The sequence below is a fragment of the Pseudoalteromonas sp. G5_S1_14_S5 genome, assembly GCF_054968605.1.
The window spans coordinates 1-26179 of sequence record NZ_JBQKUM010000066.1 but is presented as its reverse complement, the minus strand read 5'-3'; the positions used below and the strand labels follow the sequence as shown (position 1 = coordinate 26179).

Here is a 26179-nt window from a genome sequence, read left to right as displayed (position 1 = left end):
CGGCGCACAAGAGTCTGTAGCTGTAATCGATGCAGCATTGAAGTACGTAGACAGCCACCGTGCAGAGCTAGGTGCTTTCCAAAACCGTTTCGACCATGCAATCAGCAACTTAGACAACATTAATGAGAACGTTAACGCATCTAAGAGCCGTATTAAAGATACTGACTTCGCGAAAGAAACAACTCAGATGACTAAGTCTCAGATCCTTTCTCAAGCTTCAAGCTCGATTCTTGCTCAAGCGAAGCAAGCGCCGAACTCGGCACTTAGCCTACTAGGCTAATCGATTAAAAAGCCGCGTTGACTATAAATGTTGTTGAGACAAAGCGTTAGCGTAAGGCCTCCACAAATTAGCTCGTGGTGAGAGATGAGCGCTAAACAAACCCAGCTTCGCTGGGTTTTTGCTTTTCTGCGAATGGTAAGAATGTTTAGGGGAATTGCTAAGTAGGGGGTGAAAAGCGAGATTCTCTATAACGATTGTCCCTCCCTGTAGGGAATGACGTAGATGGGGGAGTGGGGGGGCTCTATATTCGTGAAAGGGTTCTGCAAAAGAGGGGAATTTCGCTGTCAGAGAGGAGGAGAGTCATTAGTCAACTAACATGCGAATATAAAAGGCACAAAAAACGCCACCCTTAGGAAGCGTTTTAGTAAAAGTAGATAGGTAATCGAGATTACTTAGTTACTTTAAGAACTGGAGTTTCACCAACAGTTACAGAACCAGAAAGCTTGTTTAGCTCTTTGATTTCGTCCATGTTAGAGATAACAACTGGAGTAAGCGTAGATTTCGCTTTCTCTTCTAGAAGCGCTAGGTCGAAAGTGATGATAGTGTCACCAGCTTTAACAGATTGACCTTCTTCAGCTACGCGAGTGAAGCCTTCGCCTTTAAGTTCAACAGTATCGATACCGAAGTGAACGAAAAGCTCAACACCGTCGTCAGACTCGATAGAGAATGCGTGGTTAGTTTCGAAGATCTTACCGATAGTACCGTTAACTGGAGCTACCATTTTTTCGCCAGCTGGTTTGATCGCGATGCCGTCACCAACGATTTTCTCAGCGAAAACTACATCTGGCACATCTTCGATGTTTACGATTTCACCAGAAAGAGGTGCAATGATTTCGATTGCACCAGCATCAGCGCTATCATCAGATACAAGCTTTTTCAGTTTGTCAAACAGACCCATTGTGTCATGCTCCTAACGTTTAGTTTTATTCTATAGAATATACTATACCAATCTAACAAATTAGACGACTATTTTTAGCCGTCTAACTCTATTAAGAATTTGATGATTACTGAGATTTCTCAGCGATGAATTTTTCTACGCAAGCTTCAATTTCAGCAGCTGTAGGTAGAGATAGTGCTTCGTCAGCCATAGCTTTAACTTCTGCGAAGTTAGAGTTACGGATTACTTTCTTAACTTTAGGGATAGAGATGCCGCTCATTGAGAACTCATCTAGGCCCATACCAAGAAGAAGCAATGTTGCACGCTCATCACCAGCAAGCTCACCACACATACCAGTCCACTTACCTTCAGCGTGTGATGCATCGATCACTTGCTTGATTACTGTAAGAACAGCAGGAGATAGTGGGTTGTATAGGTGAGAAATCATTTCGTTACCACGGTCTACCGCAAGAGTGTATTGCGTTAGGTCGTTAGTACCGATAGAGAAGAAAGATACTTCTTTCGCTAGGTGGTGTGCGATTGCAGCTGCTGCTGGAGTCTCAACCATTACGCCGATTTCGATGTTTTCATCAAAAGCTAGGCCCTCAGCGCGAAGTTCAGCTTTGTACTCTTCGATTGCTTTCTTCAGTTCACGGATCTCTTCAACAGAAATGATCATTGGGAACATGATGCGTAGTTTACCGTGTGCAGATGCACGTAGGATACCACGTAGTTGGTCACGTAGGATTTCACGACGATCCAAGCTGATACGTACTGCACGCCAGCCTAGGAAAGGGTTCATCTCTTCTGGAAGATCCATGTATGGAAGATCTTTATCGCCACCAATATCCATAGTTCGGATGATCACTGACTCACCGTTCATTGCTTCAGCTACTTCTTTGTAAGCAACGTATTGCTCTTCTTCAGTAGGAAGTGCGTCACGGTCCATGAATAGGAATTCAGTACGGTACAGACCAACGCCTTCACCGCCATTACGCAGGATACCGTCACAGTCTTTTACTGTACCGATGTTGCCGCAAACTTCTACACGGTGACCGTCTAGAGTTTCAGCATGCAAATCTTTTAGTTTTGCTAGTTCAGCCGCTTCTGCTTCGAAATCTGCTTTGATCTTCTTAGCTTCTGCTAGTTCAGCTTCAGAAGGGTTGATGATGATCTTGTTGTTCATCGCGTCTAGCACAAGCATGTCGCCGTTCTTAACTTGCTTAGTGATATCGTTAGTACCAACGATAGCTGGAAGCTCAAGAGAACGTGCCATGATTGAAGTGTGAGATGTACGACCGCCGATGTCACAAGCGAAACCAAGAACGTAGTCTAGGTTGATTTGTGCAGTTTCAGATGGCGTTAGGTCGTAAGCTACTAGGATAACTTCTTCATCGATGTCACTCAGTGAAACGATGTTGATGCCTAGAGCATTTTTAACGAAACGAGTACCGATATCACGGATATCAGTTGCACGCTCTTTTAGGTACTCATCATCAAGAGATTCAAGCGCACAAGCTTGCTCTTCGATCACCGTGTGGATCGCGTTGTCTGCGTGCATTTTTTCTTTCTTGATGAGTGCTAAAATCTCTTCTTCTAGCTCTTCATCTTCAAGCAGCATGATGTGGCCTTCAAAGATTGCTTCTTTTTCTTCGCCAAAAGTTTCAAGTGCTTTTTGCTTAACAACTTCAAGTTGTTGAGCTGATTTGTTACGAGCGTCAAAGAAACGCTGTACTTCTGCTTCAACTTGGTCGTCAGAGATAGATTGAGTGTTTAGGACAATTTCATCTTCTTGAAGTAGTAGTGCTTTACCGAAAGCAATACCAGGAGATGCTAGGATGCCTGAAATCATAGCCTTACCTTAGTTGTTCAACTGTAAACGGGAGAGTGTGTGACATTAAGTCGTCGACTAATGTCGAGCTTATTCCTATCTATTTCGAACAAAGCCACTTTGCTATGCAAAATGGCTTTGAAAGAAGGAGACCGTATTAGTGTAGTTGATCCATAAGAGCAACTAGGTGGTCAACTGCTTGCTGAGCTTGAGGACCTTCAGCTGAAATAGTTACGTTAGTACCTTTTACAAGGCCTAAAGTTTGTAGTTTGAACAGGCTTTTCGCGCTAGCGCTTTTGCCGTTAGAAGTCACTGTGATGTCAGCGTCGAAAGATTTTGCTTCTTTAACGAACTGTGCAGCTGGACGAGTGTGAAGACCGTTTTCTGCTGTGATTTCTACTTGCTTCTCGTACATTTTATATACCCCAATTAATTTATTTTTTGTAAGTTTGTAACCAGTTTAGCTTAACTGCTTTAGCCCAAATGCGCTAGAGGCTAGTACGCCATGTTCTTGTTAGAACTTAGACTGGTTATAAATTTTTATCCAGCCATGGTCATCTTTTGTTGAGGACTCACGACCTTCAGAATCTGTTTATTGCTTCTTTTATTTTGAAGCGAAAAATAAAACAGAGCCGATATTACCAAAGGTGGGGCAGGGATCAACAAAAAAGCCCCTAAACGGGGCTTTTTTGGAGGAAAAATTGATTTGACCACATATTATTGTTGGTTCTCTTTTTCCGTAAAGATACCTGCAAATAGCGCTGTGCTTAAGTAACGCTCACCAGAACTTGGAAGTACGGTTACAATGGTTTTTCCTGCAAATTCAGTTAGTTCAGATATTCTGTTTGCCGCTACTACTGCTGCGCCAGAAGAGATACCTGCAAGAATACCTTCTTCTTTCATCAGTCGCTGAGCCATTTCAATTGCTTCTTCAGAAGTTACTGACTCGACGCGGTCGATAAGTTCTAAATCTAAGTTTCCAGGGATGAAACCTGCACCGATACCTTGGATTTTGTGTGGAGCTGGTTTGATTTCTTCACCTGCAAGCGCCTGTGCGATTACTGGAGATTCTGCGGGCTCTACTGCTACAGAAGTGATGGCTTTGCCTTTTTCACCTTTAATGTACCGACTTGTACCAGTTATAGTACCACCTGTACCTACACCAGCTACAAATACATCAATTTCGCCGTCTGTTGCTTCCCAGATTTCAGGGCCGGTTGTTTGCTCGTGAATTTGTGGGTTAGCTGGGTTGTTGAATTGTTGTAGCAGTAGGTACTTGTCTGGATCTGAAGCAACAATTTCTTCTGCTTTAGCAATCGCGCCATTCATGCCTTTTGGTGCTTCAGTTAGAACTAGATTTGCGCCTAGTGCTTTAAGCAGCTTACGACGTTCTAAGCTCATTGACTCAGGCATCGTCAGCGTAAGTTTGTAACCGCGTGCTGCTGCTACGAATGCGAGTGCAACACCTGTATTACCACTGGTTGGTTCAACAAGCTCGATACCTGGCTTAAGGGTACCTGCTTTTTCTGCTTCCCAGATCATGTTAGAACCGATACGACACTTTACACTGAAGCTAGGGTTACGAGCTTCGATCTTAGCTAGGACGTTACCTTTGCTTACTTTATTTAGGCGGACTAGAGGTGTATTACCAATCGTTAGGGTGTTGTCTTCGTAGATCTTGCTCATGCGATATTCCTTCATTTAATGACAGCACTAAACGTATGTATATCAATCACTTTACCGTCTAGTGTCTTTCGATGTTTGTTTAGCTTGAATTTAGATTAAACAAGTTGAAAAAAAGGTAAAAGGATTAAAAAGTTATATCATATAGATATGTAGCAGAATTGACGCCTATCTACAGTGAAATCAGAACTTCAAATAGATAGGCGAATACAGAGGGAAGAATTAGCGAGAGCGTAGAGCTTGGTCTTTAAATTCAGCAACCCACATTGCAGTTGCACCACACACAGCAACCGGCATTACGATCAGGTTGAGAACGGGAATGGTAGTACACACAGAAACAAGTGCACCAAAGCTATAGCTCTTACCTTGTTTTTGTTTCAAATTATTTCTCATGTCATCAAATTTGATTTTATGATTGTCGAATGGGTAGTCGGCGTATTGAATCGCTAACATCCATGCGGTGAAGATGAACCATAAAAATGGCGCGACGGTTTGACCGAGTGCAGGAATTAATAAAAGTAAGAATAAACCGATCGCTTTTGGCAGAACGTAGACAAGCTTGCGCCATTCTCTTGCTAAAATGCGCGGAGTATCTTTTAAAACATCCAGCAAACCGTCGTCATTAACTTTTTTACCGCTAAGCAGCTCTTCGACTTTTTCTGAGAGTAGACCATTGAAAGGAGCGGCAATGAAATTGGCAAGTGTGCTGAAGAAATATGAAAAGGTCGCCAACACGGTTAATACCAATAGTGGCCACAAAACATATGACAACCAAGATAAGAAGCTTGGTAAACCTTCGATCCAACCTTCGATCCAGGTGTTGAGGTTAGAGAAGATATAAAAAAGCGCACCGCCAACGAGTAACACGTTGGCAAGAAGAGGAAGCAGTACAAATTTGCGAATGCTCGGAGACAACGCGATCTTTATACCGAAAACAAAATAGCCAAAGCCAGAGCGGGGAACAGATTCAATAGTCATATTTAATTTAGGTCACATGTGAATTTGGTTAAATAGTAAACACGTCTAGTGTACTCGACCAAAATTAAGAAAAAAAGCGTGGCGAAAATCACACCATCTAAGGAACTAATTGTATTAAGTTGTTCTAAAACAGTGGCTACTTTTGATAGAGTAGTGATATTGGTCAAATTAACCCAACTTAGTGACAGCGTCTTTCCGCTAGTTGACTAAGAAAGCTGAGAGCGAAAAATGCAGGAATTGCGATTTGTACTCATTGTTGTTGGCGCACTAGCTATCGCCGCATTATTGTTCCACGGTTTGTGGACGAGTAAAAAAGAAGGGAAAGCAAAGTTTGGAGATAAACCACTTGGTAAGCTAGATAATGATAGCTTAGACGATGCTGAAACCATCCCAAACCGTTCATTCGCCCCAGAAGATAATTTTGAGATAATCCGAAAAGAGCGTAAAGAGCCGGATTTTGCAGTATCGCCGTCTGCGGCTGATCCGCTGATCGATTCTGATCCGCTTACAGCACCACAACCAAAAGAAGAGCAACAAGACGATATCGAGTTGAATGATTTGCCTTCTTTCAGTGTTGAAGACCCTATCAAGGTTGATAGCGAACCGGGACATGTTGAACAAGCGGTAGAACCAGAGGCTCCTAGCTTCGAACTGAACTATGAGCAAAAAGAAAGCCATGCAGGTTTTAAAGAGCAGTACGGTTCTTTTGAAGAAGTTACAGCTGAACAAGTTGAGGAGCCTGTAGTCGTAAGTGAGCCAATGGCTTCACAACAAACTTTTACTGCAAGTGAACCATTCGCAGCTAAAGAGAGTGTTGCTCCACAAGCAGCAGCTCCTGTTGAAGAAACAAAGCAAGATGAAGAATTAGGCTTAGAGGTGATTGTCCTCAATGTTCACTGTGCTGGAGAGATCCCATTTGTTGGTACTGAACTTTTCCGCAGCATGGAGAACAATGGCTTAACCTACGGTGAGATGTCTATTTACCACTGCTTTTCACAATCAGCTGGTGAGCCTAAGGTTATCTTCAGTGTCGCAAATATGATGCAACCTGGTACTTTAGAGCATGATGATCCAGCTGACTTTACGACTAAAGGTATTTCGTTCTTCATGACATTACCATGCTATGGTCAAGCTGATCAAAACTTCAATGTGATGTTGAGTGCGGCACAGAAGATCGCTGATGATATGGGAGGAAACGTTTTGGATGAATCACGTAACTTAATGACGCCAAACCGTTTATCAGACTACCGCAAACAGATTAGGGACTTCATGTCGGCAGCGAACGCTTAGCCATATTGTTTAGCCTAGTAAATAATCTATATTTATAGAAAAGGGCTCCTAAGGGAGCCCTTTTTGATATTTCAATCACGACAGAGAATGATATGAAAGAATCGATTCAAGTGACCTTAGAGCAGTTAAGAGAAACTCTGCACTATCATGCCGTTCGTTATTACGTAGAAGATAGCCCAGAGATCCCTGATGTTGAGTACGATCGATTAATGCAGCAGTTGCTAAAGATCGAAGAAGAGAATCCAGAGCTCGTAACCGTGGACTCACCTAGTCAACGTGTTGGTGGTCAGCCGCTAGATGGCTTTACGCAAGTGACTCACGAGATCCCAATGCTTTCTCTGGATAATGCATTCTCTGATGAAGACCTAGATGCGTTTAATAAGCGTATGTCCGATAGAGCACCTACCGCGAACCTTAAGACTTTCTGTTGTGAGCCTAAACTCGATGGCCTCGCTGTGAGCTTGCTTTATGTGAACGGTACATTAGTTCAAGCGGCGACTCGTGGTGATGGCGCAACGGGTGAAAACATCACTGAAAACGTTCGAACTATCAGCTCGATTCCACTTAAACTACAAGGCGAAGGTTGGCCTGAACGTATCGAAGTGCGTGGTGAAGTGTTTATGCCAAAAGCCGGCTTCGATAAACTGAACGAGATGGCGTTGAAGAAAGGTGAGAAAGTCTTTGTTAACCCACGTAATGCAGCGGCAGGTAGCTTGCGTCAGCTTGATTCACGTATTACCGCAAAACGCCCATTAGCTTTCTATGCTTACAGCGTGGGTGTTGTTGAAGGTGCAGAGCTCTCAAGTAGCCATTACCAACGTTTCTTACAGCTAAAAAGTTGGGGACTGCCAATGTGTCCTGAGACGAAGCAACTTAGCTCACTTGAAGACGTAAAGGAATATTATCAAGACATTATGACCCGCCGTGATGCTCTAGCTTACGAGATCGATGGTGTGGTGATTAAAGTCGATGATATTGCGGCGCAAGAAGTGCTTGGCTTTGTTGCTAGAGCGCCTCGCTGGGCAATTGCATACAAGTTCCCGGCTCAAGAAGAGATTACCTTGCTTAACGATGTTGAGTTTCAGGTAGGCCGTACCGGCGCTATTACGCCGGTAGCTAAACTAGAACCTATCTTTGTCGGTGGTGTAACAGTGAGTAATGCTACGCTGCACAACGCCGACGAGATTGCTCGTTTGGGTGTCAAGGTTGGCGATAGTGTCATTATCCGCCGTGCTGGCGATGTGATTCCACAGATTGTCGCGGTTGTACAAGACCGTCGCCCTGAGACGGCTAAAGGTATCGTTTTCCCTGATACATGCCCTGTATGCAGTTCTGCGGTAGAGCGTGTAGAGGGAGAAGCTGTAGCGCGTTGTACTGGCGGTTTGGTGTGTCAGGCTCAGCGTAAAGAAGCGCTTAAGCACTTTGTATCTAGAAAGGCGCTTGATGTTGATGGTCTTGGCGTGAAAGTCATAGAGCAGCTTGTCGATCGCGAGATGGTCGAGACACCAGCGGACCTATTTAAACTCAGTGCAGGTGTGATTACGGTGCTTGATCGTATGGGGCCTAAATCGGCTCAGAACGTGGTGAGCGCGTTGAATAAAGCGAAAGATACGACGTTAGCGCGCTTTCTTTATTCACTCGGAATTCGTGAAGTCGGTGAAGCGACAGCGATGAACTTAGCTCAGCATTTCAAGACATTAGAGCTAGTACAAGCGGCAACTCATGAGCAGCTCGTTGAGGTGTCTGATATTGGTGATATCGTTGCTAGTCATATTACGGCTTTCTTCTCACAAGAGAAAAATCGAGCGGTCGTTGAACAGCTCATAGAACTGGGTGTGAACTGGCCTGTGATTGAAGATACGCCAGATGACCAAGAATTGCCTCTAGAGGGCAAAGTGGTTGTGCTAACGGGTTCTCTATCTAAATTGGGCCGAAGTGAAGCGAAAGCGGCACTTCAAGCGTTAGGTGCCAAAGTCACAGGCAGTGTATCTAAGAAAACCGATATCCTATTTGCCGGAGAAGCGGCAGGTTCTAAGTTAACCAAAGCACAAGATTTAGGTATCGAAATAAGAACCGAAGAAGATCTAATTGCTCTTCTTTCGTAAGTAAATTCAGGTAAAAAAAGCTCAAAGGCACTCCTTTAAGGGAGTGCCTTTTTTGTATCTGCTATAAAAATGGTGGCTTCTTAATTGTTGAGAATTTTGTTCCTATATGAACTATAAAATCAGGACAGTGACGGTGCTCAACATTAATGAAATAGCGGTATAGTTGTATCAGAAATGCGAGTCATATCTATTTTTATAAAGGGTGTTTTGTTTTAAGTTGCTGTTTTTTATGGTTTTACGGTTGTTTTGTGTGGCCTTGCTAATTTATCGATCTGGATCACTAAGTACATGGTAAATTTGCACTAACTCATATTTTTTTAGGTGAAAATTAAGTTCTCATTGATCTTTTTGAGGGCGAAGTTAGTCTTAATGCCATGGATGCACGATGTGTATACCCAGAAAGGAAATAGAGAATTCAGCGTTAAGGGTTCTCAAACAAGAAAAGGTATTTCTCTCTACGGCGGCCAACTTTAGGTGGGGAATATTCAAACAGCTATATCCATTTTTAGGAGTCTTATTCCATGGAAAACAAATTTTTCAAACGTACTCTACTAGGTGCTTCAGTAGCGATGATTTCTTCAGGAGCAATTGCTGGGACAGAATCATCTCAAGTAGGCATCATTTCTGATTTTAATGTACAAGCTTATGGTGTTGCAGCTATCTCTGTTGTTAACTATGACTCAGAGGAAACTAAAGCAGGTGTTAAAACTGATACAGGTACTGGTTACGATTACGAGAATGAATCTCGTATCGGCTTCCGTGCAAGCAAAGACATGTTTGATAACCTAAACATATTTATGCAGGTAGAATCTGGTTATGTTGGTGAAAACGGAGACGGCGCAACATTGGGTAATCGTGACACGTTTGTAGGCCTTCAGGGTGACTGGGGTAAAGTACGCTTTGGTCGTATGCTGACTCCTATGTACGAAGTAATTGACTGGCCTTACGCTAACCCTGGTTTGGGCGCAGTATGGGACTGGGGCGGTGATGTTAAATACAACCGCGATCGTCATGGTGATATGGCACGTTATGACTCAGCTGATTTAAATGGTTTTACTTTTAACCTTGCAACGGGTCGTGGTGACTCAAGCGTTAAAGATAACTACTTCTATGGTGCAGCTGCTCATTATCGTTTGGCAGACACGATTACTTTCCATGCTGCAGTAGAAGCTGAATCTGATCGCGAACTATCAGCAGCAACAGCTGCGAGTACATGTGTAGAGGCGTCAGGTTGTGGGACTGGTATTAATTTTGGTGATGCTATTGCTGCAACTGACGCTAAAATGTCTGATACATTTGGTTACCTAGTCGGCTTTGAAGCATCACTGCCTGCAGGCTTTGGCATCTCAGCCGCTTATAAAGCTGGTGAATCAGACGTACAAGGTGGAGATAAGTCAGAGCAAGCTTCTTACTCTGTAATTGGTCAATACTGGAACGGTCCTTGGGGCTTCAAGCTTGGTTATGCGGCAAATATGGATTCAAAAACAGCGGGCGTAAAACAGGATGATGAAGATAGTGTAATCTCAGGTCAGTTAATGTACGTACATAATGGCTTTGTTCCTTACATCCGTTTGGCTCAACGTGATATTAAATCTGGCGGAGCACAAACTGACACATTCGTAACTCGCGTAGGTTTAGAGTACGGCTTCTAATAAAGGTGTATTGTGAAGAAAAAATGCGCTGGCTAATAAGTCGGCGCATCTTCGTTTATGGTCTAGCCTAAGAAATCAAAGGCATCGAATAATATTAGGGTGAAAACCTCGAGGTAGTTAATATGAAAAAAATAGTTTTAGCGTCGATTCCTTTGTTCTTAATTGGGTGCACTACATTGGATTCAAGCAGCGACTTTACGGACGCTGTCAAAAGAATAGAAAGTAAGCAAAATTACCAAGTGGTTGTTGGTGAGTCGTTAACTCCTGACGTACTTGAGGTAAAGCAAGGACAATTAGTGAACTCATCCCTAGAATTGAATTATGTTACCCCTACCAACGATCGCGCAGTTCCGGATTCATACATCACAATGGAGCTGCAGTATTTCAAAAATTATAATGAATATCGTTTTGCGCGAGTTAAGGGAGCAGACGATAAGGTCCAGTTAAAACCTTATGCAGCATCAGCTGAGACATGCAGTGATATCTGTACTCAAACTCAGTATGTGAAGTTTCCAGTTTCGAATGAATTATTCGATGAAGCCCCCTTTAAAGACTTGGTTTTTGATATCCAGGTTTCAAATGCCAATAGTATTTCGTTTTCTGTTCCTGCAGGCTACGTTGAAGCTATCGTGAATACAGGGGATAAAAATACTGCTTTTAGTCCTGTGGTTGCTGCAGTCGCGGCTGTTCCAGTAGCAGCAGTTTCTGCTGAAGAGCCAAAAGCATCACAAGCGCAAGAGATGGTGAATTACTGGTATGGTGAAGCAACAAAAGAAGAGCAATCTGCAGTGACAGATTGGGCATTCAAGAATCGTAAGAACGCGGACCCAGCACCATTAGAAGGCTCAAAAGAGATCGAAATGGTTTCTTATTGGTTCAATAAACTAGACAGCGAAGAAAAATCTCAAACGATGATTTGGCTGTTAGAGCAAGAGTAAGCCTTTAACCTAAGCCTCAAACTATGTTTTTCAACCGCAGTATTGTATAACAGCAGTACTGCGGTTTTTCATTTTAAGCTTACAGGTAACATTGTGAATATTGGTGAAGTAGCGAGACGTGTTGGTACAACAGCGAAATCCATTCGTTTTTACGAAAGTAAAGGTATGATGAGCCCTCCACATCGTTCAGAAAACGGCTACAGGCAATATGGCGAGATTCATATCGAGCAGCTAGAGTTTGTGCTCAGAGCAAAAATGGTTGGTTTCACACTGGATGAGTGCAAATCCTTGGTGGAATTAGCCATGAATCCCAATAGACAGAGCTTTGAAGTAAAAAAGAAAGCGACTCAGAAGTTAGGTGAAATAGAATTGAAGCTTGCGGAGCTCAATAAAATGAAGGCCCAATTGCAATCGTGGGTAAATGACTGCCCTGGTGACGCTTCTACGGAATGTCCTATCTTAAACAATTTATCTGGCCGTACTTAGACCATTTTAGTAATAAATAGTAGTCAGGCTGTAAATGATATTACTAGCCTGACTTAACTACCTATCACAGCACTTTTCCGCCGTAATGTTTACAGATCAGTAGTGGTACATGAGTGACCGCGTTACCATCTGAACACTTAACAATAGGTCCCATATTACCGTTACCTGGTGATTGACTGCTCGCTAAAGCGCTTCCGAATGACAAGCTAAAAATAGCCGTAAGAATGATTAGAAAATGTCTCATACAAACTCCATTAGTTTTATCTCCGATTGAGATAAGTGAAAGTATGGACAAGGAGAAGAACATTTCAAAAATTTGACGGACTTAACATTTTTAATAATTATAATTAAGCGATAGTGATGCTAACGATTCATATATATTATTGGCTAATAAACTATGCTTTCTTATGCCTTTTGGATTCATTCAAATTTTTTAGCTTTATGAAATAAGAACTTATTTTGCTATCAATTAAATCTATCATAATGATATTTAAGATGTTGTTGATGAATGAAAACTAAAAAAGCCTACATTTATTGAAAATGCAGGCTTTATATATTAAAAAGTTATAGAGGCTCTATTATTAGAATGATTCCGTCTAAAGCAACAATCTTTATTTCTGTGCCAGATGGAATATCTTGGCTAGCTTTTGCTGACCAAGAAGAGTCTCCGAATTTAATACGGCAGCTACCTTTCTTTACGTCTTCACTAAGGGTGAGGGTCTGACCTACCAGCTGCTTTTCTCTTTGGTTGAGCTCTCTACTTGAATCTGACTGCTTGTCACTAGATAGTTGTCTTCTCCACCATAACCAAGTAGTGATGAGGGAGAAGCTAGCGAAGGAAAGCCATTGCATCTGCCAACCAATTGGTAGAGCTCCTAAAAGGGCTCCGACCAACATGGCTGAGATACCAATCCACAAAAAGTAACCACCGGTTCCAACCAGCTCAAGTGCAAGCAATGCTAGACCAAATGCTAGCCAGTGCCAGTGGTTTACTTGCTCTAGTAATTCGACCATAAGTTAGTCCTTACTATGTGTATCATTCTTGTGTGTGAACATCTCTGCGATACCGGCAACAGAGCCCATTAGGCCAGTCGCTTCAAGTGGTAGCATGATTATCTTACCGTTTTCTGCTTGTCCAATTGACTTCAATGCTTCGGTATAACCTTGTGCAATAAAGTAGTTCACGGCTTGCATGTCACCCTGAGCAATTGCGGTCGATACCATTTCTGTTGCTTTCGCTTCTGCTTCTGCCGCACGTTCACGTGCTTCTGCTTGAAGTATTGCTGCTTGTTTTTCACCTTCTGCTTTTAGAATTTCTGATTGTTTGTGACCTTCAGCCTTAAGGATCTCTGCCTGTCTTACACCTTCTGCTTCTAAGATATCGGCACGCTTGTTACGTTCCGCTTTCATCTGAGCATTCATCGCTGCAGTTAGGTCTGCTGGTGGCTGTACGTCTTTAATTTCGATACGGGTAACTTTTACGCCCCAAGGGTTGGTAGCTTCATCCACAATGTTCAATAGCTTAGTGTTGATCATGTCACGTTGGCTGAGCATTTCATCGAGTTCCATAGAACCCAATACCGTTCGGATGTTAGTCAACGTTAGGTTTCGAATCGCGTGTTCTAGGTCATTTACTTCATACGCTGCTCGCGGTGCATCAATCACTTGTACAAAACACACCGCATCAATAACTACATTGGCATTGTCTTTAGAGATAACTTCTTGCGCGGGAATATCAAGAACTCGCTCCATCATATTGATTCGCTGACCGATTTTATCAATAAATGGGATGATTAAGTTAAGGCCTGGTTTTAGCGTATGTGTATAGCGTCCAAAGCGTTCTACAGTCCAGTTGTTGCCCTGTGGAACGGTTTTTACGCCTGCGAAGATAAAGAGCAACGCGACGATAGTAAAGACGCCAATAGTAATCAAGGTATCAATAGGCATACAAAGTCCTTTGCAAGTTTAAGTTTTGAATTGTTTATTACTCATACTGGCGCATATTTAAAGTAGGGGCAAATTTATAAATAAAAAATGGGCCATAAAACATTGATTTTATGACCCATTATAAGTTTTGCCTTCAAAAGGTTTATGAGCTGCTTTGTCGAATTTGTATTTGACTACTTACTGTTTAGGAATCAAGGAACCTAATTAGTAGAGCAGAGAATAAAGCTGGCGGCGGTACTTACTAGCAACAGGATTGCCTTGCCCAAGTGCACTGAGAATATCCATGAACTCTTTTTTCATGTCTCCATCAAGAGCATTGAGGTCTTTGACTAGGAAAGACCACAGTAGGTCCATTGCTTCTTCACTGCGGTTTACTTGATGGTATTGCAATGCCAATTCTGATGCGGTCTTCGCATCGTTTGGTTTTTGCTGAAGCGCCGCTTCTAATGCTTGGATCTCTGGACTATCGGCAGCTTGCTTATGAAGTTCAAGCTTGGCGACTAAACCTTTGTAGTAATTGTCTTGGTACTCGAGTGGAATTGTTGCCAACTGAGCTTCGGCGAGATCAAATTGCTGGGTTTCTAGTAAACACTCTGCAATGGCCAGTTTAACTTCACCTTTGCTCGTCAGTTCAGCTGGAAGCTGCTGCATAGCCGCTAAAGCTTGAGTGTGCTCACCAGCTTGCATTTGCTCAAGTGCTTGGCGTAGTGCCAATTCATCTTGGCTTGGCAGGTGTTTGCCAAGCATTTCCACAATTGCTTCTATGCGCTGCGGACCACCTAGGCCATCGACAGGTTGACCGTTAACAAACAGTGCAATAGTAGGCAGTGCTTGAACACCAAATTGGCTAGCAATGGCTTGTTCTTGTTCGCAATTTAATAGCGCGAGTGTGAATGTACCATTGTATTGCTGAGTTAATGTTTGTAGTTCAGGAATGATTTGAGCACTCTCTTGGTTCATTGGTGCCCAAAAATGGATGAGGACAGGGGTCTGCATCGAACCTTCTAGTACTTGGCGAAAGTTCTGCTCATTAAGTTCAACAATATGCGGAGATTGCATTTACGTTCCTTGAGATTTGTTTGGGATACGTTGCAAATATGGGGGGATAAACGGGTAACTTCAAGAGCTAACTGGGTAATCTCGGGTAAAAAGAGGCAAAAATAGAAAAACGCCATGCTTCAATGTTAATAGAGTTGTTAACTCAACATGGAAGGCACAGCGTTCTCAGTGAGGTGGCCAGTGAGGTATTACGTAAGATACTCAAAACAGAATAAACAACGTAATTGCCAGACTCAGACCTACCAAATTAAGGCGGTTTAAAGTCATGAAGTATCCAAAGGGTTAGTCCATCAATTGAGGATAACTGATGGGATAGGCTAAAGCATGACATCTTATTGTTACGAATCAATTACATCGTTACATTAAAGTTTGCGACTGTTCATTCAAAGTTAGTAATTTATGCGGCTTTTCTGAGAATAGGGTCTAACAAACGGCTCGGCAGTAATCTTTTCAATACAGCGAACACTTTAGTAGGAGTGGTTACTCTGTACCTTAGCTTGGGTTTATCGGCGGTGAGCGCGTGATAAACAGGTTCGATACAACTTTCGGCAGGCAGAACAAACGCGTTATTCGATGTCTCTTTCTCAAGTCGGTCTTTTTGTTGTTGGTAAGCGTTCTGATGAACACTGCCTTCGATGCTAATCCATTTATTGAAAGCTTTTAAGGCGTTGGTTCTAAATTGGGTTTCGATTGGGCCGGGTTGGAGTAGTGATATGTGTATGCCGCTGCCGTGTAGCTCTAAACGAAGAGTGTCTGTCCAACCTTCAACTGCAAACTTTGATGCGTTATACGCACCACGATATTTCATCGCAGCAAAGCCGAGTACCGAACTGTTTTGGACAATACGCCCTTCGCCACGCTCTCGCATATGAGGCAGGATCAGGCAAATAAGGTGGTGCCAACCAAAAAAGTTGGTTTCGAACTGTTCTCTTAGCCCTTGCGTCGGTAGATCTTCTAAAGCACCAGCCTGACCATAAGCCCCATTGTTGAACAATCCATACAATCCATTTGGTGCTAGCTTGATGGCTTGTTTCGCTCCTTTCTCAATACTTTCCTTGTTGGCAAGATCCAACTGAATACAGGTGAGACCTTCTTCTTGAAGGCGTTGAACATCTTCTGGGTCGCGGCAAGATGCAATGACATGAAAGCCGCGTTTGTGAAGTGCGTGAGCACAGGTGTAGCCAATGCCAGTTGAGCAACCGGTGATGAGAATCGACTTGTTCACACTTAATCCTTTATCAGAGCTTCTTTACTCTTAGAGTAAAGAATTAGTCTTGATGTTGTAACAAGTTTTTTAATGCAGGCTCGATTCTTGAGTAACTAAATATAAAGCCCATTTCAGTTAACTTCTTAGGCTTGGAACGAATGCTGTCGAACAGCAAGCAGGACGACTCGCCCATCAGTAGCGACATTGCCCACTTTGGGGTGGACAAGAAGTGAGGGCGACGTAATTGTTTTGCTAGGGTGCTACTAAACTGCTTGTTGGTTACAGGGTGTGGAGCGCACATGTTGAACTCCCCCTGAGCGTGTGGGAGTGACAACAAGTGGTTGATGGCTCTGACCATGTCGAGCATGTGAATCCAAGGCATGTACTGTTTACCTGAACCAAGAGGTCCACCGACGCCAAGCTTGTAAGGCATCAGCATCTTTTTGAGTGCACCACCATTTTCACCCAAAACAATTCCGGTTCTTAATAGAATAACGCGAGTATTATCTGATTCAGCTCGTTTAGCTATCTCTTCCCAGTGAGCACAGACTTTATGAGGGAAGCTTTCGTCTTCGACTTGCAGTGATTCATCAAATGGGTGTTGCTGTTGGTCGCCATAGTAGCCGACGGCAGATCCGCTGATAAAGACTTCAGGTGGTGTTTTACTTGCTTGAATGAGTTCAACGATCTTCTCAGTGATCAGCCAGCGACTGCTACAAATCCTCTCTTTTTGCTCATCGCTCCAGCGTTTATCTGCAATAGGTTCACCAGCGAGGTTTATTACCGCATCGTAATCGTTGAGGTCATTCAGCTCATCAAGGGATTGGATATAATGAAGGTTGTTTTGGTTCAGGTGGCTTAGGCATTGTTTCGCTTTTTCAGGGTTTCGCGTGAGCAATGTAACGTCGTCAGTGTTCAAACTCTTGATCAATTCAGAGCCAATAAATCCAGTACCACCAGTTAACAATATCTTCATACCAATCTCCTTATTAAACATAATTATAGACATGGCTTGTTTTTAATCGCCAATTAATACGAAAAAATCACTATAACGATCAGTTGGTTTCAATCGTATGATGCCTAAATGACCGCTTCAACAATTAGCTAAACAGTGAAATTTAATTCATTAGTTCAGAGATGTGTACCGTTATCAAAGTTAAGAGATTTTACTCGCATATGTTACCAACTGCGTAATGTTCATCACATTAGAAACAATAAGGATTTGCCATGATTATTACGGATAGATAATCAAACGTAATTATTGGTGATAGGGAGTTGCGATGACGGCAGTGCTAGCTTTGTTTCGAGCCATGTTAGGTAGCCTTCGTGATCTATTGCCTATTGTTACGGTTATCGCTTTCTTCCAGCTTGCTGTTTTACAAGAGCCACTTCCAGATCTGTTGTCTATTTTGGCGGGTTTAGTGCTGGTGCTTTTGGAGCTTACCTTCTTTATTTTCGAGCTCGAAATGGGTCTCTTCCCGGTCGGCGAATCTATGGCGCAAGCTTTTGCCCGCAAGGGTAGCGTATTCTGGTTGTTGATCTTGGCGTTTGTTGAAGAGAGTAAGACAGACATCGTGCTCGATGCGGCGCGTGGTGAGTGCGCGACGGGTGCCACCGTTATCAACAATGCCAGAGGGTAGGGGCTAAACCCAAAACGTACCTTACTTGGTTTGACGCCTGAGGTACAAAAAGATGTGCTGCTGTTTGTTGTTGAGGAGCACTTAGCAAGACACATTTTAGAGACCATCGGTAAAGTCGGGGAGTTCGACCAAGAATCAAGGCAAGGAATAGCGGTGCAAATCTATATCGAAGACGCGGTTGGGGTTGCGCATCAAGTCGAAACATTAACTAAAGCCGTGGAGGATGAGCTATGAATACCAGTGACAAGATCTGAGTCAGCGATGTAATGGCCAATACCTATGTGATTATTGATGGCCTAACCACAGTCTTAGCCAAAAATCGCTCTCCTGAATGTACCAATATTTATGAAATCATGACTAAGTCTGCATTAAGCGTGTCTGTCGAGATGAATGTTAAGTACTGTGCGCGTCTATTTGAACGCTTTGGTATTAGCCGTGCGCCTGTGATTCGTGATAACAAGATCGTCGGTATGGTCAGTTACAATAATATTGTCATCAACGGTATGGTGAGAGATGACGTATAGTCGTTAGGTAAGTACAATAGACCCATAAACTTTATGGAGAAGTACATGTGAAATTATTTTTTGCTTCAGACCTACACGGTTCGCTACCAGCAGCAGAAAAGGTATTAGAGCTATACCAAGCCTCGGGTGCCCAATATTTAGTCCTACTGGGTGATATCCTAAATCATGGCCCTAGAAATCCAATTCCAGAAGGCTACAATCCGTCAGCTGTTGCAGACAAGCTGAACGAATTCTCCCAAGAGGTCATTGCTGTTCGTGGTAACTGTGATAGCGAAGTCGACCAGATGTTGCTCTCTTTCCCAATGATGATGGATTACTCATGGGTGCTTCTAGAGTCAGGCCAACGTATCTTCTTAACTCACGGTCACTTGTATAACACAACGAAACGTCCAGTACTGAAAGCGGGTGATATCATTGCTCATGGTCATACTCATATCCCCGTTGCTGAATACCAAGAGGACATCTTCATCTTTAATCCAAGCTCGGTGACGTTCCCACGAGAAGGTCATGCAGCAAGCTATGGCATTTATGAAAATGGCACCTTCAAAGTGATTAGCCTTAGCGGCGACGTATTGGTTAGCGGCCAGCTTTAAATCATAAAACCGGCCGTAATGAGTTTATTTTGAATCTACGTGGCCGAGGTCTCTGTCTGGAGCAATGATGTTTCTCACTCTTTGCTTCAGAACTTTCGCTTCAGGAAAGCCGCCGTCCGCCTTTCTTTCCCAAATTTGTACTCCATTGCAAAAGATCTCAAATCGTCCGCCGGTATCTGGATGCAGGCTGACTTGTTCAATCTCTTCACTGAAGGTATGAAGCAGTTCTTGGCACAACCAACTTGAGCGAAGCATCCAATTACACTGACGGCAGTAGTGTATTGCTATTGTGGCTTTCAGCACGGTTGGGCTATTTTGATTCGATTCTGTATTCATAGATAACCTTTAAGATTCTATAGCAATAGCTTGATGCCGACGGCAAACGTCAATATTTCGAAAGCCGTTTTGATGAGCTTATTGCTTGAAAGGTTTGCGAGGAATGCCCCTAGACTTCCGCCAACAAACGAACTTAACAGTAATATGGGTAACCATACCCAGTATATTGGCGCACCCGCTTGAACAATGGCAATACCTCCAATGCCATTCCAGAACAAACCTACGCATACCATGGTTAACGCGACGGCTTGTTTATAAGTAAAACCAAACCAACGAACTAGAAATAGGGTAACTAACAGACCGGATCCTGCAGTGAGCGAACCGTTGATGATACCTATGAGCGCCAGCCCAATCCCACCAATTATCCAACCTTTTCTGTCTCGGTTTTTAAGCTGCTCTTCTTGACCCAATTGTTTCTTTAGTAGTGAGTAAACACCCAGCGCTAAGATCGTTGCGCCAAGCAGCTTCTGTGCAATGGCATCTGGGATCATGAGCACGATATTCGCGCCAACGACTACTCCAATACTGCCGACGATAATTAGGTAGAGACAAATTTTCCAGCTTAACGTGCCACCCTTGATATGAGTATATGCAGCACCTAAACCGAGAGCGACGCTAGCGACTTTGTGGGTAGCCAGTGCGACTGAAAAAGGTAGCCCTAAAAAGATGAGTAACGGAAACTGAATAAGCCCAGCACCGCCACCTGATAAAGAGGCAAGCGTGTTGGCGATTAATGAGCCAAAGAATAGAGCGAGTGAGTTTATCCAATCCATAGAGTTTATCTTTGAGTTTAAGATAACAAAAAGGGGCTTCATGCCCCTTTTTTAGGTTTATCGTGAATAGCTTTTCGATGTTAGTTCGAAAACAATACGGTAGAACCGTGATTTAAGCTAGTCAGTAGCAGTGCTTTCGGGTTAACAATATCGATGCGACGACTTTGCTCTGCATCCATCTTGATTACTTGAGTAATCAGCTCTAGTTGCTCTTGAGAGAAGTCTTGGCGCTGAGCCGATGTCACATCTTTAAACTCAGTTGGCGAAACCAGTAGGTAGTTGTCGTTAATTTCCCACTGCCCCGTTTCTGAAATGTTGATGACGTTAGCCGGTGCGGTTTGTGTGCCGTATAGCCTGACCACCGACATTCTCAGATATGTGCCGTTTGGTAGGTACTTAGCATTTGAGGAGAGCTCAACTTTACGGAGTGGACCTATGGAATCGGCTTGTTTTTCTGCACTGATAAGCGAAACCATCTTTGATTGCCATTCATGTGAGGTAAGTAGGCGTGCTACTTTTGCGTCGCTACCCCAATGTAACCAACCACTTAGAAAAGCAGATAGGGCCAGTAAGAAAATAGATACTTTTAATTTCATGCTACTGGCCACCTTTACAAATGTCGTCTACATCCGACTGGTTTGCGTAAATTCTGAGAGTAATATTTTCGCTAGAGTGTTCTTGCGGGTGAATATAGTTAAGAACTATGTTGTTGGCCTGTCCACCCGTTGCTATCACTTCGGTTGGCTTTAGTATACCAGTGTGGTTAGTGTTATAGCTCAACACACATTTTTCAATCGCAGGTAGCCAGTTTGTCAAACCTGGATGATTGATTGGTGATAGAACCTTTACACCATCAACTTCTGCTAATGTACGAAATGTAGATTCAGCAGGGTTAGTAAAGGTAATTACCAAAATCGGCATCATTATTGCTGCACACAGTAATCCAAGTATTAACCACTTGTTGTTTTTTTTAGTGTCTGCATTTGCTGGTATGTGCTGTGGTTCGACCGAAATCGAGGTTTCTTGGATTTTAGTGATTGGCTCAGGCGCTTGAGCCTCTGTAACCATTTCTTCTGGAATAGTTGCAGGCGAAAACGTTGGATTTGGGTCTATTTCATTTTCGGCAGTTTCAACAGTCACAGCTTTGTCATTTGATGAAAGAGGTGCTGAGCGCTCGACTGTAGCTATAAATTGGTAGCCACGTTTGGGGACTGTCTTGACGAATTCAGGAGATTTCGTTGAATCTTTCAGCATCTTTCGCAGTGTTGAAACGGCTTGAGTCAGGCTCGAGTCATCAACCTCAAAGCCTTGGTCACGCCAAACATATTCATGCAATTCATTACGAGTGATAACTTCATTGGGTCTTTCTGATAGCATAAGGAGAATGCGACTTTCATTGCTGCCAAGACGCACAACTTCTCCATTGCTCATTTGGTCTACAAGTGAGTTGCTGTTTGGGTCGAATACGAACCGCTGTGCGAGAATAAACTTTGTGCCGATATTGCTCATTAAATTTTTCTACTATGGGTTGTTTTGGGTGCTAAATAGACAAATATTGGGTGGGCTTGTATAAAGCTTAACCAATCGATGGCTTCTTTTATGTTCTTTGAGATTTATGAGTATCAAGGATAATAAAAACAGATAACAAAAACAGTGTTTTTATGATTTTTGACCTTGAATTTACAATTGTCATCCTCATGTTAATGAACATCAGAGCGGCATTACGTGTTCCGCCCCTATAGTTTTCACCACAAAGTATAGATGTTTTGGAGTAAAAATGAGCGAAACGACAACGCAAAATAAAGAGACTCGTGGCTTTCAATCTGAAGTAAAACAACTACTTCATCTAATGATTCACTCACTGTATTCAAATAAAGAAATCTTCTTACGTGAGCTGATCTCTAACGCATCTGACGCAGCGGACAAGCTACGTTTTCAAGCGCTATCAAATGCTGAACTTTACCAAGGCGATGCAGATCTAGGTGTAAAACTGTCATTTAACGCTGAGGCGAATACGTTAACCATTTCTGATAACGGTATCGGCATGAGCCGCGACAACGTTATTGAACATCTAGGTACCATCGCGAAATCCGGTACTGCAGACTTTTTTTCTAAGTTATCTGAAGACCAAAGCAAAGACTCTCAGTTGATCGGTCAATTTGGTGTTGGCTTCTACTCAGCATTCATCGTTGCGGACGCAGTAACCGTTCGTACACGTGCCGCAGGTCTTGCAAGCAATGAAGCCGTACAATGGCACTCTGCGGGCGAAGGCGATTACACCATTGAAGACATCACTAAAGAGTCTCGTGGTACAGACATCATTCTTCATATGCGTGAAGACGGTAAAGAGTTCTTAAATGAATGGCGTCTACGTGAAGTAATTGGTAAATACTCTGATCACATCGGTATCCCAGTTTCTATCTTAACTGCAGTTAAAGATGACGAAGGTAAAGACACCGAAGAGAAGCTCTGGGAACAAATCAACAAAGCTCAAGCGCTTTGGACTCGTAACAAATCAGACATCGAGAAAGAAGAGTACCAAGAGTTCTATAAGCACGTATCTCACGACTTTGCTGATCCACTAACCTGGAGCCACAACAAGGTTGAAGGCAAGAACGACTACACAAGTCTGCTTTATATCCCAGCTAAAGCACCTTGGGACATGATGAACCGTGACCACAAGAGCGGCTTAAAGCTTTATGTGCAACGTGTATTCATCATGGATGATGCTGAACAGTTCATGCCATCTTACATGCGTTTCGTACGTGGTCTGATTGACTCAAACGATCTACCATTGAACGTATCACGTGAAATCCTGCAAGATAACAAGGTAACTCAGTCTCTTCGTGGTGCATGTACTAAGCGTGTACTTACTATGCTTGAGCGGATGGCGAAAAATGACAACGAGAAGTACTTAGAATTCTGGAAAGAGTTCGGTCTTGTAATGAAAGAAGGCCCAGCGGAAGACATGGCAAACAAAGAGAAGATCGCAGGTCTTCTTCGTTTTGCATCTACAGAAGTTGACTCTGCAGATCAAACTATCAGCCTAGCGTCTTATGTTGAGCGTATGAAAGAAGGCCAGGATAAGATCTACTACCTGACAGCAGATAGCTACGCAGCAGCTAAAAACAGCCCACACTTGGAGCAGTTTAAAGCGAAAGGTATTGAAGTAGTGCTAATGTACGATCGCATCGATGAGTACTTAATGAACTACCTAACAGACTTTGACGGCAAACAATTCCAATCGATTACAAAAGCGGGCTTAGATTTAAGCAAGTTTGAAGGTGAAGAAGAGAAAGAGAAGCAGAAAGAGACTGAAGAAGAGTTTAAGTCTGTTGTTGAGCGCACTCAATCTTACCTAGGTGATCGCGTTAAAGAAGTTCGTACTACGTTTAAACTCGCAACGACACCTGCAGTTGTTGTGACGGATGACTTCGAGATGGGTACTCAAATGGCTAAGCTTCTTGAAGCGGCGGGCCAAGCTGCACCTGAAGTTAAGTACATCTTTGAGATTAACCCAGAGCACGCACTTGTTAAACAAATGGCTGACGAAGCCGATGAGCAAGCGTTTGGCCGTTGGGTTGAGCTACTACTTGGTCAAGCGATGCTGGCTGAGAAAGGCTCTATGGAAGATCCGTCACAATTCTTGGGTGCAATCAACGAGCTGCTAACAAAGCGTTAGTCTTTCGACTTTGGGCTAAACCACGAATTGTAATTAAAAGCTCGCAAATGCGGGCTTTTTTTGTGAACGTCGTTGAAAATGTGTGAAACGTGGTCAACGTCACCGTTATCGTCACGACAAAGTGAGGCGATGTATTCTTTAGTCGTAAATTCAGCCAAATTGAATATTAATGTGATAGAATGCTCGACCTAATCAGCTGTAACTCGGATCCAACTTGTTCCAGCTGTGTGATTTTTAAACGTTATACCGAAACTTACCGTTTTGCTCCTATTTTCAGTTTTGCTTAACCTCAACGGTTACCTAACTATTTCTGTTTATCTAAACGATGATCTAGGAAGTTGGGATAGTGAGCTTCGGTATAAATCATAATTTTATAAGAGGATTAAACATGCGCATCATTCTTCTAGGTGCTCCTGGCGCGGGTAAAGGCACTCAAGCTAACTTCATCATGAACAAATTTGGTATCCCTCAAATTTCAACTGGTGACATGCTACGTGCTGCTATCAAAGCGGGTACTGAGCTTGGTAAGCAAGCAAAATCAGTAATCGACGCTGGTCAGCTAGTTTCTGATGAAATTATCCTTGGTCTAATCAAAGAGCGTATCGCTCAAGATGACTGTGAGAAAGGTTTCCTACTAGACGGTTTCCCACGCACAATCCCACAAGCTGATGGCCTAAAAGAGATGGGTATCGCTGTAGATTACGTTGTTGAATTCGACGTAGCTGATGATGTGATTGTTGAGCGTATGGCTGGTCGTCGTGCTCACCTTCCTTCAGGACGTACATACCACACTGTGTACAACCCACCAAAAGAAGAAGGTAAAGATGACGTAACTGGCGAAGAGCTAGTGGTACGTGATGACGACAAAGAAGAAACAGTTCGTGCTCGTCTAGGCGTGTACCACGAGCAAACAGCTCCACTAATCTCTTACTACGGTAAAGAAGCTGAAGCTGGTAACACTCAGTACCTCAAGTTTGACGGTACTAAGCAAGTTGCTGAAGTTAGTGCAGAACTTGAGAAAGCACTAGCATAATTGGCTAACAGCCAGTTTTAGAATTTGATATATTGGAAGCGACCTTAAAGGTCGCTTTTTTTGTCTCAATTTTTAGTACGATACCAATCTAAGATAATTAGGAGCCCTCAATTCAAGGCACACTAGCTTTGAAAAATTCGCTCATAATAGAAAGTTGATTATATGTCACGCCAAATGATTATCTCAACATTTAGCGACAGGCAATGATCTTAAACTGCAGCAGATTAGTATTTTACTCTTTACAAAATTACATATTGGTCTCAGGTATCTATGGAAAATAATAAAAAGCAGGGCGTTTTACTGGTGAACTTAGGTACGCCAGATTCTGCGACCCCAGCTGGCGTTCGTCGATTTTTGAGTGAATTTTTGCACGATAAGCGAGTCGTTAATCTAACGCGCTGGCTATGGTGTCCAATCCTGCACGGGGTGATTTTACCGATTCGTTCACCTAAAGTGGCCAAGCTTTATCAGTCGGTTTGGATGGACGATGGCTCACCGCTTCTTGTGTATTCACAAAGACAAGCAGAGAAGCTACAGAAGAAGTTACAGATGCCTGTCGCGCTGGGTATGACTTATGGTAACCCAAGTCTAAAAACAGGCGTTGAGCAGCTGATGGAACAGGGCGTTGAAGAGATCATCGTACTGCCTCTGTACCCTCAGTATTCAGGCACCACCACAGCTGCGGTTTCTGATGGTTTAACCAAAGCCTTTAAACAGATGCCTGTTATTCCTAGTTACCGCTTTATCCGTGATTACTATGCACACCCTAGTTACACCAAAGCACTGGCCGAGAGTGTTCGTAGCCACTGGGAGAAAAATGGCCGAGCAGATCATTTGGTTTGCTCTTTCCACGGCATTCCGAAGCGATTGGCCGATGAGGGGGATATTTACCCTCAACATTGTGAAGCGACAACTAAGCTACTAGCTGAGGAGCTTGGTCTATCTGCAGACGATATCACCATGACTTACCAGTCTCGATTTGGTCGAGAAGAATGGTTAAAGCCATACACGGACGAGACGCTTGAATCATTGCCAAGCAAAGGGATCAAGAAGATCGATATCATGGCTCCAGCATTCTCGGTGGACTGTTTAGAAACACTGGAAGAGATTTCAGATCAGTGTAAGGAAACTTTCATCGAAGCTGGTGGTTCTGAATTTAGCTATATCATGTGTCTCAACGACAGAGATTCACATATCGACATGATGGCTGAACTGGTAGAGATTCACTGTTAATACTGGCTAAATAACTACTAAAAGGGCTGCTC

26 protein-coding genes and 1 pseudogene are annotated in these 26179 nt (G+C 43.1%); 12 read left to right on the top strand and 15 right to left on the bottom strand.

The window, feature by feature from the left end; genetic code table 11:
• A partial coding sequence (locus tag ACTRWI_RS17495) for a flagellin (RefSeq protein ID WP_372325231.1) occupies positions 1 to 280 on the top strand: 280 nt, incomplete at its 5' end.
• A 388-nt stretch (positions 281 to 668) separates the two neighbouring features.
• Here the strand turns inward: ACTRWI_RS17495 and crr are convergent.
• The 5 genes from crr to cysZ all read right to left on the bottom strand — a co-directional run bounded on the left by crr (position 669) and on the right by cysZ (position 5649).
• A complete protein-coding gene (gene crr / locus ACTRWI_RS17490) occupies positions 669 to 1178 on the bottom strand; it encodes a PTS glucose transporter subunit IIA (protein WP_499133082.1) in 510 nt (169 codons plus the stop codon).
• A gap of 106 nt (positions 1179 to 1284) precedes the next feature.
• The gene (gene ptsI / locus ACTRWI_RS17485; protein ID WP_499133081.1) at positions 1285 to 3009 is read right to left on the bottom strand and encodes a phosphoenolpyruvate-protein phosphotransferase PtsI; all 1725 of its coding nucleotides are present in this window, start codon (positions 3007 to 3009) and stop codon (positions 1285 to 1287) included.
• Positions 3010 to 3145: 136 nt separating this feature from the next.
• Positions 3146 to 3403 carry an HPr family phosphocarrier protein gene (locus ACTRWI_RS17480; RefSeq protein ID WP_004734263.1) on the bottom strand — a complete coding sequence of 86 codons (258 nt, stop codon included), beginning with the start codon at positions 3401 to 3403 and terminating at the stop codon, positions 3146 to 3148.
• Between the two features lie 302 nt (positions 3404 to 3705).
• Positions 3706 to 4674 (bottom strand): cysteine synthase A, encoded by a 969-nt coding sequence (gene cysK, locus ACTRWI_RS17475; RefSeq protein WP_499133080.1) that lies wholly within the window; start codon positions 4672 to 4674, stop codon positions 3706 to 3708.
• A gap of 219 nt (positions 4675 to 4893) precedes the next feature.
• The gene (cysZ, locus tag ACTRWI_RS17470) at positions 4894 to 5649 is read right to left on the bottom strand and encodes a sulfate transporter CysZ (protein WP_499133079.1); all 756 of its coding nucleotides are present in this window, start codon (positions 5647 to 5649) and stop codon (positions 4894 to 4896) included.
• A 228-nt stretch (positions 5650 to 5877) separates the two neighbouring features.
• On the opposite strand from cysZ, the gene zipA reads away from it, so the two are divergent.
• The 5 genes from zipA to cueR all read left to right on the top strand — a co-directional run bounded on the left by zipA (position 5878) and on the right by cueR (position 12120).
• Positions 5878 to 6939, top strand: coding sequence for a cell division protein ZipA (gene zipA, locus ACTRWI_RS17465; protein WP_499133078.1), 1062 nt, complete (start codon positions 5878 to 5880; stop codon positions 6937 to 6939).
• A gap of 92 nt (positions 6940 to 7031) precedes the next feature.
• Positions 7032 to 9044, top strand: coding sequence for an NAD-dependent DNA ligase LigA (gene ligA / locus ACTRWI_RS17460; RefSeq protein WP_499133077.1), 2013 nt, complete (start codon positions 7032 to 7034; stop codon positions 9042 to 9044).
• A 521-nt stretch (positions 9045 to 9565) separates the two neighbouring features.
• A complete protein-coding gene (locus ACTRWI_RS17455) occupies positions 9566 to 10696 on the top strand; it encodes a porin (protein ID WP_499133076.1) in 1131 nt (376 codons plus the stop codon).
• A 122-nt stretch (positions 10697 to 10818) separates the two neighbouring features.
• Positions 10819 to 11634: a DUF2057 family protein gene (locus ACTRWI_RS17450; RefSeq protein WP_063523902.1), complete on the top strand. Its 816-nt coding sequence runs from the start codon at positions 10819 to 10821 to the stop codon at positions 11632 to 11634.
• Positions 11635 to 11727: 93 nt separating this feature from the next.
• Complete coding sequence (gene cueR / locus ACTRWI_RS17445) at positions 11728 to 12120, top strand: Cu(I)-responsive transcriptional regulator (RefSeq protein WP_499133075.1); 393 nt, start codon at positions 11728 to 11730, stop codon at positions 12118 to 12120.
• A gap of 64 nt (positions 12121 to 12184) precedes the next feature.
• Here the strand turns inward: cueR and ACTRWI_RS17440 are convergent, their stop codons facing one another.
• From ACTRWI_RS17440 to ACTRWI_RS17415, 6 genes are all read right to left on the bottom strand, one after another.
• Complete coding sequence (locus ACTRWI_RS17440; RefSeq protein ID WP_017061927.1) at positions 12185 to 12364, bottom strand: hypothetical protein; 180 nt, start codon at positions 12362 to 12364, stop codon at positions 12185 to 12187.
• A gap of 320 nt (positions 12365 to 12684) precedes the next feature.
• Complete coding sequence (locus ACTRWI_RS17435) at positions 12685 to 13134, bottom strand: NfeD family protein (protein WP_499133074.1); 450 nt, start codon at positions 13132 to 13134, stop codon at positions 12685 to 12687.
• A 3-nt stretch (positions 13135 to 13137) separates the two neighbouring features.
• Positions 13138 to 14067: an SPFH domain-containing protein gene (locus ACTRWI_RS17430; protein ID WP_499133073.1), complete on the bottom strand. Its 930-nt coding sequence runs from the start codon at positions 14065 to 14067 to the stop codon at positions 13138 to 13140.
• A gap of 204 nt (positions 14068 to 14271) precedes the next feature.
• Entirely contained in the window at positions 14272 to 15126 is an 855-nt protein-coding gene (locus ACTRWI_RS17425) for a co-chaperone YbbN (protein ID WP_499133072.1), read from the bottom strand.
• 397 nt (positions 15127 to 15523) lie between these two features.
• Positions 15524 to 16351: an SDR family oxidoreductase gene (locus ACTRWI_RS17420; protein WP_499133071.1), complete on the bottom strand. Its 828-nt coding sequence runs from the start codon at positions 16349 to 16351 to the stop codon at positions 15524 to 15526.
• Between the two features lie 43 nt (positions 16352 to 16394).
• Complete coding sequence (locus ACTRWI_RS17415; protein WP_499133070.1) at positions 16395 to 17309, bottom strand: TIGR01777 family oxidoreductase; 915 nt, start codon at positions 17307 to 17309, stop codon at positions 16395 to 16397.
• Between the two features lie 304 nt (positions 17310 to 17613).
• Between ACTRWI_RS17415 and ACTRWI_RS17410 the strand changes: the two are divergent.
• From ACTRWI_RS17410 to yfcE, 3 genes and pseudogenes are all read left to right on the top strand, one after another.
• Positions 17614 to 18207, top strand: a pseudogene (locus ACTRWI_RS17410) (DUF1538 family protein).
• A 32-nt stretch (positions 18208 to 18239) separates the two neighbouring features.
• Positions 18240 to 18497 carry a CBS domain-containing protein gene (locus ACTRWI_RS17405; RefSeq protein ID WP_499133069.1) on the top strand — a complete coding sequence of 86 codons (258 nt, stop codon included), beginning with the start codon at positions 18240 to 18242 and terminating at the stop codon, positions 18495 to 18497.
• 47 nt (positions 18498 to 18544) lie between these two features.
• Positions 18545 to 19090, top strand: coding sequence for a phosphodiesterase (gene yfcE, locus ACTRWI_RS17400; protein ID WP_499133068.1), 546 nt, complete (start codon positions 18545 to 18547; stop codon positions 19088 to 19090).
• A gap of 24 nt (positions 19091 to 19114) precedes the next feature.
• Here the strand turns inward: yfcE and ACTRWI_RS17395 are convergent, their stop codons facing one another.
• The 4 genes from ACTRWI_RS17395 to ACTRWI_RS17380 all read right to left on the bottom strand — a co-directional run bounded on the left by ACTRWI_RS17395 (position 19115) and on the right by ACTRWI_RS17380 (position 21708).
• Positions 19115 to 19426, bottom strand: coding sequence for an Rdx family protein (locus ACTRWI_RS17395; protein ID WP_499133067.1), 312 nt, complete (start codon positions 19424 to 19426; stop codon positions 19115 to 19117).
• 17 nt (positions 19427 to 19443) lie between these two features.
• A complete protein-coding gene (locus ACTRWI_RS17390) occupies positions 19444 to 20199 on the bottom strand; it encodes a sulfite exporter TauE/SafE family protein (RefSeq protein WP_499133066.1) in 756 nt (251 codons plus the stop codon).
• An 80-nt stretch (positions 20200 to 20279) separates the two neighbouring features.
• The gene (locus tag ACTRWI_RS17385) at positions 20280 to 20795 is read right to left on the bottom strand and encodes a regulatory protein ToxS (protein WP_499133065.1); all 516 of its coding nucleotides are present in this window, start codon (positions 20793 to 20795) and stop codon (positions 20280 to 20282) included.
• Position 20796: 1 nt separating this feature from the next.
• Positions 20797 to 21708, bottom strand: coding sequence for a winged helix-turn-helix domain-containing protein (locus ACTRWI_RS17380; protein WP_499133064.1), 912 nt, complete (start codon positions 21706 to 21708; stop codon positions 20797 to 20799).
• A 268-nt stretch (positions 21709 to 21976) separates the two neighbouring features.
• Between ACTRWI_RS17380 and htpG the strand changes: the two genes are divergently transcribed.
• The 3 genes from htpG (at position 21977) to hemH (ending at position 26147) form a co-directional block, all read left to right on the top strand.
• The gene (gene htpG, locus ACTRWI_RS17375) at positions 21977 to 23881 is read left to right on the top strand and encodes a molecular chaperone HtpG (RefSeq protein WP_499133063.1); all 1905 of its coding nucleotides are present in this window, start codon (positions 21977 to 21979) and stop codon (positions 23879 to 23881) included.
• Positions 23882 to 24269: 388 nt separating this feature from the next.
• A complete protein-coding gene (gene adk / locus ACTRWI_RS17370) occupies positions 24270 to 24914 on the top strand; it encodes an adenylate kinase (RefSeq protein WP_004737884.1) in 645 nt (214 codons plus the stop codon).
• Between the two features lie 270 nt (positions 24915 to 25184).
• Positions 25185 to 26147 carry a ferrochelatase gene (gene hemH, locus ACTRWI_RS17365; protein ID WP_499133062.1) on the top strand — a complete coding sequence of 321 codons (963 nt, stop codon included), beginning with the start codon at positions 25185 to 25187 and terminating at the stop codon, positions 26145 to 26147.
• Positions 26148 to 26179: the final 32 nt, after the last annotated feature.

Excerpts from the sequence above, each read along its gene's own strand:
- ACTRWI_RS17385 (WP_499133065.1), bottom strand. The coding sequence starts at position 20,795 with ATGAAATTAAAAGTATCTATTTTCTTACTGGCCCTATCTGCTTTTCTA.
- ACTRWI_RS17415 (WP_499133070.1), bottom strand. The coding sequence starts at position 17,309 with ATGAAGATATTGTTAACTGGTGGTACTGGATTTATTGGCTCTGAATTG.
- hemH (WP_499133062.1), top strand. The coding sequence starts at position 25,185 with ATGGAAAATAATAAAAAGCAGGGCGTTTTACTGGTGAACTTAGGTACG.
- ACTRWI_RS17455 (WP_499133076.1), top strand. The coding sequence starts at position 9,566 with ATGGAAAACAAATTTTTCAAACGTACTCTACTAGGTGCTTCAGTAGCG.
- ptsI (WP_499133081.1), bottom strand. The coding sequence starts at position 3,009 with ATGATTTCAGGCATCCTAGCATCTCCTGGTATTGCTTTCGGTAAAGCA.
- ACTRWI_RS17395 (WP_499133067.1), bottom strand. The coding sequence starts at position 19,426 with ATGAATACAGAATCGAATCAAAATAGCCCAACCGTGCTGAAAGCCACA.
- ACTRWI_RS17440 (WP_017061927.1), bottom strand. The coding sequence starts at position 12,364 with ATGAGACATTTTCTAATCATTCTTACGGCTATTTTTAGCTTGTCATTC.
- ACTRWI_RS17450 (WP_063523902.1), top strand. The coding sequence starts at position 10,819 with ATGAAAAAAATAGTTTTAGCGTCGATTCCTTTGTTCTTAATTGGGTGC.
- ACTRWI_RS17430 (WP_499133073.1), bottom strand. The coding sequence starts at position 14,067 with ATGCCTATTGATACCTTGATTACTATTGGCGTCTTTACTATCGTCGCG.
- zipA (WP_499133078.1), top strand. The coding sequence starts at position 5,878 with ATGCAGGAATTGCGATTTGTACTCATTGTTGTTGGCGCACTAGCTATC.
- ligA (WP_499133077.1), top strand. The coding sequence starts at position 7,032 with ATGAAAGAATCGATTCAAGTGACCTTAGAGCAGTTAAGAGAAACTCTG.
- ACTRWI_RS17405 (WP_499133069.1), top strand. The coding sequence starts at position 18,240 with ATGGCCAATACCTATGTGATTATTGATGGCCTAACCACAGTCTTAGCC.
- crr (WP_499133082.1), bottom strand. The coding sequence starts at position 1,178 with ATGGGTCTGTTTGACAAACTGAAAAAGCTTGTATCTGATGATAGCGCT.
- ACTRWI_RS17390 (WP_499133066.1), bottom strand. The coding sequence starts at position 20,199 with ATGGATTGGATAAACTCACTCGCTCTATTCTTTGGCTCATTAATCGCC.
- htpG (WP_499133063.1), top strand. The coding sequence starts at position 21,977 with ATGAGCGAAACGACAACGCAAAATAAAGAGACTCGTGGCTTTCAATCT.
- ACTRWI_RS17425 (WP_499133072.1), bottom strand. The coding sequence starts at position 15,126 with ATGCAATCTCCGCATATTGTTGAACTTAATGAGCAGAACTTTCGCCAA.
- cysZ (WP_499133079.1), bottom strand. The coding sequence starts at position 5,649 with ATGACTATTGAATCTGTTCCCCGCTCTGGCTTTGGCTATTTTGTTTTC.
- adk (WP_004737884.1), top strand. The coding sequence starts at position 24,270 with ATGCGCATCATTCTTCTAGGTGCTCCTGGCGCGGGTAAAGGCACTCAA.
- ACTRWI_RS17380 (WP_499133064.1), bottom strand. The coding sequence starts at position 21,708 with ATGAGCAATATCGGCACAAAGTTTATTCTCGCACAGCGGTTCGTATTC.
- ACTRWI_RS17435 (WP_499133074.1), bottom strand. The coding sequence starts at position 13,134 with ATGGTCGAATTACTAGAGCAAGTAAACCACTGGCACTGGCTAGCATTT.
- ACTRWI_RS17480 (WP_004734263.1), bottom strand. The coding sequence starts at position 3,403 with ATGTACGAGAAGCAAGTAGAAATCACAGCAGAAAACGGTCTTCACACT.
- cysK (WP_499133080.1), bottom strand. The coding sequence starts at position 4,674 with ATGAGCAAGATCTACGAAGACAACACCCTAACGATTGGTAATACACCT.